This is a genomic window from Thermostichus sp. MS-CIW-26, assembly GCF_054059115.1.
In genome coordinates this window covers 1-7,945 of sequence record NZ_JBSSBV010000072.1, presented here as the reverse complement: position 1 = coordinate 7,945, position 7,945 = coordinate 1, and the positions used below count along the sequence as shown (strand labels likewise).

Here is a 7,945-nt window from a genome sequence, read left to right as displayed (position 1 = left end):
CGACGTTGGATAACAGTAGTCATGAGGACAAACTTCCCTAAGGAAGCGCGAAGATTGACAACCTAAACTTAAAACATCCGTTAAGTTTCGTCAACCACCTTTTTTGATCCTGAGAGAGGCCATGTCGCTTGTCCGCTGGATTTTAGGGATCCACACCACCACGCCCGTTTTGGGCCTGGCCCTGCTGCCGTTGGAGCCAGGGTTGGGAGAAACCCGCAGTCAGAGCTGGTGGCTGGATCGGGAGATGGCAGCGCAGTTGCACCCCTGCTTGAAAGTCTTCTTGGCCGGTCAAGCTTGGTCGCAGATAGCTGGGATCGCTGTAGCTTTGGGGCCGGGCAGCTTTACGGGCAGCCGTTTGGGGGTGAGCGTGGCCCGTCTGCTGGGCCAGCAACTGGGCATTCCCGTGTTTGGCTACTCGGCTTTGGCCGTCCTCGCCCGCCATGTGTGGCAGGAGCAGGGATCCCCGCCCCAGCCCTTGACGGTGGCGGTGCAGATGGACGCCAAACGAGGAGAGCGGTATGGCGGCGTGTATCGGGTGACAGAAGAGGGTGTCGCTGCAGAAGCGGCCGATCGGCTCTGGGAGGAAGAGGCTTGGCAGGCCCTTCTCCGCCATTGGCCGCAAGCTTTATCTGTAGATGCCGACGATTTTGTGGATTCTGCACCTGTGGTGGCGTTGGCAGAATTGGCCCGCGCCGATTTTCGGGCCGGATTGCGCCCTCAGTGGCAGGAGGTGCTGCCCCTCTACGGTCGCCAGCCCCCGATTGATCTCAGAGGGCTGAATCGGACTCCGCCTCCCCAGCGCGAACGGAGTGCCCCATCGTCACGGTAAGATTGGGAAGTCTAAGCAACGGATCCCTCTGCTGACATGATCTCAAGCAACGATTTGCGCCCTGGCGTCTCTGTAGAAATTGACGGAGCTCCCTACAAGGTGATCGAGTTCCTGCATGTGAAACCCGGCAAGGGGGCAGCCTTTGTGCGCACTAAGCTCAAAAACATGCAGACTGGCAACGTTGTGGAGAAGACTTTCCGCGCCGGTGAAACCCTGCCCGCAGCCACCATCGAAAAAGTCGAGATGCAGTATCTCTACGCGGAAGGGAACAACTTGGTGTTTATGGACATGGAGACCTATGAGCAGGCTCCAATTACCGCCGCCCAAATTGGCTCCGCCGTGAAATATCTGAAAGAAAACATGCAAGTGTCAATCTTGCGCTGGAATGGGCAGGTGATCGATGTGGAGCTGCCCAACACCGTTGTTCTGGAAGTGGTGGAAACAGATCCAGGGGTGAAAGGAGATACCGCCACTGGGGGAACCAAGCCGGCCAAGCTGGAGACCGGTGCTGAGATCCAGGTGCCTTTGTTCATCAAGGTTGGAGAACGGATTCGGGTCGATACCCGCACCGACACCTATCTGGGCCGGGAGTGAGTTCTCCCTCTCCTTTTCGGTTATGGATTTCTGTTGTGGACAGGTGATGCATCAGGAGTGAACCTTCCCTTGGATGTTGTCAATTGGCAGGAAATTCGTCTTCTCCTGGCCGCTCTGCAAGAGAGCGATGTTACCGAGCTAACTCTGGAGTTCAAAGATTTTCGCCTCACCTTGCGCAAAGGGATCCCGACTGAGCTCTCCTCCACCCCCGCCAGTCCGGTTATTGTCTCCTCTGCGCCTCCTCCTGCTCCTGCAGAAGCGCCCCCTCCTCCCACTGCTCCCAAATCCACCCCCAGCCATTGGATAGACGTGACGTCACCAATGGTGGGCACTTTCTACAGCGCCCCAGCTCCAGGTGAACCTGACTTTGTGCGGGTTGGCCAACGGGTGAACAAGGGCCAAACCCTGTGCATCATCGAGGCCATGAAGCTGATGAACGAGATCGAGGCCGAAGCGGCAGGCGTGGTGACCGAGATTTTGGTGAGCAATGGGCAATCGGTGGAGTTTGGGCAGGTGTTGATGCGGTTGGATCCCACAGCTTGATGGGCAAGGGGGTAAACCGGATTTTGGCAACCCAATCTCCCTTGCCTGTGTATACACCAAAGTTGAATCGGATTGAGGGGATGTGGTCGGTGTTGAAGCGCTGTATCCGGCAGTTTTCCAGAGCCGGGAAGTATGGGATGGAGCAAAGGGTACAGACCGCTTTGCTACTCATCAATCCATTCAATCTATCCTGCTGGGAGAAAAGTTGGGGGTGACAGCCTGGGAAACCCTCTCAGACCAATTTGACCAGTCTGCGCGCCCCTTTCATAGCCCTACCTGTCCTCAGTTCCCAATAGGTGCTCGCCAGATCCGGCTGAGGTTAAGAGAAGCCCATAGCCCCCCGGCCCATCATTGACTATGATGCGGGCGTGAGGTGTGAATAAGTACCTAAACAATGGCAACCCAACGCATTTGCTTTGCTCAAGTCTCAGATGTCCACCTGATGCCCGAGACGGGGTGCCGCTGTTGGTGGATGTCCGATTCCCCCCGCCGCCAGTTGGAAGCCGCCGTTGCCCATCTCAACCAGGTGCCGGATCTGCACTTCGTGGTGTTTACCGGAGATTTGGTGGATCAAGCGGATCCGGAGAGCTTTCACTCTTTCCAGGAGATTGTTGCCCAACTGCGGGTGCCCTATTACCTCAGCCTGGGCAACCACGATATCGACACCCTGAGGAGAAAGGGACGCTTTAACCGAGATCAGTTTATCCGTTGGTGCCAAAGCCAATTTCCCCTGTCCCTGGCTCCCACTGGTTACGTCGATTACAGCCTTTCCCCTCTGCCCGGGATCCGCTTGATTGCCCTCGACGCCAGCCTGGGACGCTTCCCTTTGCCTCAGGGCGTGCTCCGCCCCTCCCAACTGCACTGGCTGGGCGAACATCTGCAAACGGTGCCGGAAGAATGGCTGATCCTGCTGATCCATCAGCCGCCCTTCATTGCTCCCACCCAAATGGACGCGGTTTTGTTTCGCAAGTACCGGCTCCTCAGCGAACCAGCCTCGGCGCTACACGCTCTCTTGGCCCGTCACGGACGGGTGGTGGCGGTGCTGAGTGGCCACCTGCATGTGCCGAAGGTGTATGTCCGCGATGGGATCCCCTACCTGACAGCACCTCCTCTGGTGGGGCCGGTTTCGGCTCTGCGGGTGTTTGAGCTGGAGGTGAACCCACGGCGAGGGGTGTTGCGCTACCACTGGGTTAAGTTGCCGGCATTGGATCCCAGCCCCCTCTGGCACGGCTTGGTGATGGGGATCCGACGGGATCGCTGGGGACAAATCCCTCTCCGGGCCAAGGGATCCCGCTCTCTCCCTCTGCCCGCTGCCGCCTGGTAATCAAAACCCCTAAAGCTTGACCGAATTAGTGTAGATTAAAAAAAGCAAAAATCGTCGAGTTCGGTGTCTTCCCCCTATGACAGCAAGCCTTTCTCCTTCTAGCCGCTGGGAGCTGGCGGCTCAAGCGCTGCGGGAGCAGTATCAACCTCAAGTGGCGTCCCTGAGCGAACGGTTTGAGCCTTTGTCGGCAAGCGACCTGCTCACCTGGGCGGTTGAAGAATTTGGAGATGGGCTGGTGCTGGCCTGTAGCTTTGGCCCGGAAGACCTAGTGCTGATCGATCTGCTCACGGCGATTAACCCCCGTGTTCGCGCTTTTTTTCTGGACACCGATTTTCACTTCCCGGAAACCCTACAACTGCGGGAGCAGGTGTTGGCGCGCTACCCCCACTTGCAACTGCAGATCTTCAAGCCCTTGCTTACCCCGGAAGAGCAGGCAGCTCAATACGGGCCAGAACTGTATCGCTCTAACCCCGACCTCTGCTGCAACATCCGCAAGGTGGAGCCCTTGAATCGTGCTCTGGCCGGTTGCACCACTTGGATTACAGGGATGCGTCGGGAACAATCCCCCACCCGCGCCGATATCGGCAAGGTGCAGTGGGACGGCAAGCGCAACCGCCTCAAACTCAACCCGCTGGCTGACTGGACAAATGGCCAAGTTTGGAAATACATCCTTGACCACGGGATCCCTTACAACCCCCTGCACGATCGCCACTACCCCAGTATCGGCTGCCTCCACTGCACTGCGCCTGTTGAGCCAGGGGCGGATCCCCGCTCTGGACGCTGGAAGGGCACAAGCAAAACCGAATGCGGCCTGCATACCTAACCCATGACTGCTTCCTCCATCCTTGAGGTGGCTCAGTTTGAAATTACCCCCGGCTCTGAAGCCGCCTTTGAAGCCGCCATCGCTCAAGCTTTCATCTATTTGCAGCAGACCGACGGCTACCAAGGGCACCAACTGCAGCGCTGTCTGGAGCACCCTCAGCAATACCTACTGCTCGTTCAGTGGGGATCCCTAGAGGCCCATCTGGTCAACTTTCGCCAATCGGAAAACTTTGTCCGCTGGCGTGCCCTCATCGGGCCCTACTTTGCTCGCCCACCCCAGGTGTTGCACTACCAGTTGCTGACCGGATCCCCTTTTTGATTTGAAATAGGGCACCTGTCCACTCTCCACCTAGGTTGACCCCAATGGGACAGGTTAAGATGTGATATTATTTGTTTCCGGCCTTCAGACAGATGCACAGCGGCATCGCTCGTAGGGGCTGTTAACTCAGTGGTAGAGTACCACCTTGACACGGTGGGAGCCGCTGGTTCAATTCCAGCACAGCCCATGTCTTTGGCAGAAGCTGACAAAGGTTTGCTCCAGGATCAGGTTACAGTGCTGAGCCTAGCCCTCCCCTGCAGATCCTGTGAAACTGGGGATTCCTCGCCGCCACGGATTCTACTGGTAGATATGGGCCGCTTTTAGCATGTGGTAGGTGATCAGCAATTGAGTCAAAGCCAGGGGATAGCTCTGGAGCAGCTCGCCGGTGGTGCCGATCAACTGGCCGATATTGGGGTTTCCCTCTAAGCTACAGAACTTGCCCAGGTAAGGGATTTCGTTGCAGAGCATCCGCTCCAGCTCAATCACTTGGCTGGCCGTAGCATGGGCATCAATCTGTAAAACATCGACGGGCTTGCCCATATCCCGATCCAAATCCAAACGAATGGCAGAGCTAAGGTGATTGTCGCGGGCATTGAGGATTTGCCAAAAATCTGGGTGAGGAATGGTGGGGCGCAGCACCAAGCGTGCATTTAGCAATACCTCGTCTTGGTTGGATCCCTCTTGGGGCGGGTAAAAGGTGACCACCACATCGGCCCATTGGCGCTGTGGACGAATAAAAGCCTCTGAGTCGGGTTCGCGCTTTTTGAGCTCTTCTCGCACTTGCTCTTCGGTATATCCGCGCTTGCGGGTGTCCCGCTTAATCTTCCAAAGGGCTCGTAAATGTTCTGGGGGAGCCAAGTAAACCTTGACATCGTAGCTATCCCGCATACCACGGGTAAAGTAGCCCAGCAGCCCTTCGACGATGACATATTTGTTGGGCTTGACGTACTCTGGAGGGTCAAAGGTGCCGGTGCTGTGGTTATAGACGGGCTTTAGGATCGGCTGGCCGGTGCGCAAGAGCGTCAGCTAGAAATCGCAGGAGCCCCGCACTGTACCCGTAGGGTCAGTGCCGGGAGGAATGCGCTTTGATGAAGTACAATGAACTTATGAGCCAAATCCTGACCATCTCCTGCAAGCTCAAGGTGTCCCAGTCGCAAGCCGCTAAATTGGACGCGACGATGGATGCCTTTGTGCAGGCACTGAACTGGGTCAACCAGAACACGCCGGAGAAGATCGTCAACGCGGTCAAACTGCAATCCCTTTGCTACTACGAGATTCGCGCCCGATTCGGCTTGTCCAGTAACTTGGCTCAACAGGTGTGCAGACGGGTGGCAGGCGCTCGCAAAGTGGCGAGACAGCGCAACCGTCCGGTTAAAGAGTTCAAGCGTAGGTTCGTTACCTACGACGCACGCATCTTCTCATTTCGTGAGAGAGACTGGACGGTGTCGCTGACCACGGTGGAAGGGCGAGAGCGCTTTGGACTGGCCATTGGTAACTACCAGCGTGGGATGCTGGCTGGCTCCAACCCAAAAGCGGCCACGCTAGTCAAGCGGAAAGACGGCTCCTACTACATCCAGATTTGCGTAGAGGAAAAAACACCCAAGCAACAAGATACCGACAAGGTGATCGGGGTGGATTTGGGAAGGACGGATATTGCTCATACGTCAGAAGGGGATAACTGGAATGGACAGCAGTTGAACCGAATCCGAGACCACTACTCCAAGCTGAGGGCGGTACTCCAACGCAAAGCCAGTAAGGGCACACGCAGTTCGCGGCGCAGATGCAGAGAACTGTTGCAACGGCTGTCTGGCAAGGAGAGGCGCTTTCAGGCGTGGGTCAATCATCGCATCTCCAAAGCTATTGTCTCCAGGGCAAAGGCTACCAACAGCGCTATCGCTCTGGAAGACCTGACAGGGATCCGGGAAAGGGTCAATCAACAGCCACGCGGTAAAACAGAGCGTAGGAGGGCCAACAGTTGGGCGTTCTACCAACTGAGGCAGTTTCTGGAATACAAGGCGAGAATTGCGGGGGTTCCTCTGGTTCTTGTCCCGCCCGCCTACACCAGCCAGACCTGCCACAGGTGCCTGCACGTCCATCCCGACCCTGCGCAATCCTATCGCAGTGGCAAGTCGTTCAAGTGTGGGCACTGTGGATGGGGAGGAGATGCGGATTTGAATGGTGCGAATGTGATTGCGCTTTTTGGGGCTGTCGTAAACCAGCCTAGAGGTTCGGGCCTGTTTTGTTCTCTGGTAGAGCAGAGCAGGCTCGGGGCTACTGAAAGCCCGCTCCGTACCGCTTAGCGGTCGGAGTCGGGTAGTTTACCGGAGCCCTATGGATCCCTATACTGGAGTAGAAGCACTGGAAGGCATCAAAGCAGCAAGGGTAGCATTAGGTCAGACCGCTAGAGGGGGAAGCAACCGATGGGATTGTTCGATCGGGTCAGCCGAATCATTAGATCCAATATCAATGCGCTGGTCAGCAGCGCCGAGGATCCGGAGAAAATCCTGAACCAGACCATTCAGGACATGTCTGAGGATCACTACCAGATGCGGCAAGCGGTTGCCCAGGCCATTGCTGCCCAGAAGCGGATAGAGCGGCAGTATGAGCAAGCACAGCAGAGTGTTGATGAGTGGCAAAGACGCGCCGAGTTGGCCCTGCGCAACAACAACGAAGCTTTGGCTCGGGAAGCGCTGGTGCGCAAGAAAACCTTTGCCGAGACTGCCCAAAGCCTGAAGCGGCAGTTGGATGAGCAGACTAAGCAGGTGGAGATCCTGAAGTCCAACATGACCAAGCTGGAGAGCAAGATCGCTGAGGCCAAGACCAAAAAGGACATGCTCATCGCTCGCGCCCGCGCCGCCAAGGCTTCCCAGCAAATCAATCAGGTTATCGGGCGGGTGGACGCCACAAGCGCCTTTGCCGCTTTTGAGCGTATGGAGGAGAAGGTGAACTCCCTGGAGGCCCAGTCGGCGGCAGTAGCCGAGCTGGCGGTGGACAATTTGGAAAACCAGTTTGCCGCTTTGGAGGCGGGTGGCTCGGATGTAGATCACGAGCTGCTGATGCTCAAGGCGTCGATTCAGGGTCAGTTGCCCTCTGGGGAGGCGAAGTCCTCAGGCCGACCTTCCACCGCAGGTGAGAGCGAAGTCGATCTGGAGTTGGAAAATTTGCGCAAGGAGATTGACCAGCTCTAACAGGCGGAATGTCGCTCTCCTCCGACTCTCAAGGCTTGCCGGGCTGAGTTTGGGCCGGGGGGTGGTAAGCTAACCAACAAGAACTCTGACAGCCCTTCTGCCGACCAGCAGGGCAAAGTCTGTCAGTAAAGCGTTCCACCTCGAGTGGCAGGGATCCCCAGAGGGTAATCAACCTGCGAAAGGGTCACAGCCTGCTTCCGGCAGGGCTGAGGTTAGTTTGCCTACGGTTTTGTGAGAGCATGACTCTAGTCAATAATAAGCTCAACTATACTGAAAATAATGTATAATATGTTCAGTACGGATTACTACCAGTTGATCTTTCTGTT

At 56.6% G+C, this 7,945-nt stretch carries 8 protein-coding genes, 1 tRNA gene and 1 pseudogene; 9 read left to right on the top strand and 1 reads right to left on the bottom strand.

Annotated features, from left to right (window positions below):
- The first annotated feature begins 121 nt into the window (after nucleotides 1-121).
- The 7 genes from tsaB (at nucleotide 122) to ACVWZU_RS13935 (ending at nucleotide 4,618) form a co-directional block, all read left to right on the top strand.
- Nucleotides 122-829, top strand: a complete 708-nt coding sequence (gene tsaB / locus ACVWZU_RS13965; RefSeq protein ID WP_457445504.1) for a tRNA (adenosine(37)-N6)-threonylcarbamoyltransferase complex dimerization subunit type 1 TsaB — start codon at nucleotides 122-124, stop codon at nucleotides 827-829.
- Nucleotides 830-865: 36 nt separating this feature from the next.
- Nucleotides 866-1,423, top strand: a complete 558-nt coding sequence (gene efp, locus ACVWZU_RS13960; protein ID WP_011432091.1) for an elongation factor P — start codon at nucleotides 866-868, stop codon at nucleotides 1,421-1,423.
- A gap of 69 nt (nucleotides 1,424-1,492) precedes the next feature.
- Nucleotides 1,493-1,966, top strand: a complete 474-nt coding sequence (accB, locus tag ACVWZU_RS13955; RefSeq protein ID WP_011432092.1) for an acetyl-CoA carboxylase biotin carboxyl carrier protein — start codon at nucleotides 1,493-1,495, stop codon at nucleotides 1,964-1,966.
- A 394-nt stretch (nucleotides 1,967-2,360) separates the two neighbouring features.
- On the top strand, nucleotides 2,361-3,290 hold the full coding sequence (locus ACVWZU_RS13950; protein ID WP_457445502.1) for a metallophosphoesterase family protein: 930 nt from the start codon (nucleotides 2,361-2,363) through the stop codon (nucleotides 3,288-3,290).
- Between the two features lie 76 nt (nucleotides 3,291-3,366).
- Nucleotides 3,367-4,113 (top strand): phosphoadenylyl-sulfate reductase, encoded by a 747-nt coding sequence (locus tag ACVWZU_RS13945; protein ID WP_011432094.1) that lies wholly within the window; start codon nucleotides 3,367-3,369, stop codon nucleotides 4,111-4,113.
- 3 nt (nucleotides 4,114-4,116) lie between these two features.
- Nucleotides 4,117-4,431 (top strand): antibiotic biosynthesis monooxygenase family protein, encoded by a 315-nt coding sequence (locus tag ACVWZU_RS13940; RefSeq protein WP_414344235.1) that lies wholly within the window; start codon nucleotides 4,117-4,119, stop codon nucleotides 4,429-4,431.
- Nucleotides 4,432-4,546: 115 nt separating this feature from the next.
- Nucleotides 4,547-4,618: transfer RNA gene (locus ACVWZU_RS13935), tRNA-Val, on the top strand.
- Nucleotides 4,619-4,728: 110 nt separating this feature from the next.
- On the opposite strand, the pseudogene ACVWZU_RS13930 reads toward ACVWZU_RS13935, so the two are convergent.
- Nucleotides 4,729-5,457: pseudogene (locus ACVWZU_RS13930) on the bottom strand (phosphoribulokinase); the annotation flags it as partial.
- Nucleotides 5,458-5,537: 80 nt separating this feature from the next.
- Between ACVWZU_RS13930 and ACVWZU_RS13925 the strand changes: the two are divergent.
- Together ACVWZU_RS13925 and ACVWZU_RS13920 are read left to right on the top strand one after the other, a co-directional pair.
- Nucleotides 5,538-6,731 (top strand): RNA-guided endonuclease InsQ/TnpB family protein, encoded by a 1,194-nt coding sequence (locus ACVWZU_RS13925; protein WP_457445506.1) that lies wholly within the window; start codon nucleotides 5,538-5,540, stop codon nucleotides 6,729-6,731.
- Nucleotides 6,732-6,851: 120 nt separating this feature from the next.
- Complete coding sequence (locus ACVWZU_RS13920) at nucleotides 6,852-7,619, top strand: PspA/IM30 family protein (protein WP_414358372.1); 768 nt, start codon at nucleotides 6,852-6,854, stop codon at nucleotides 7,617-7,619.
- Nucleotides 7,620-7,945 lie beyond the last annotated feature (326 nt).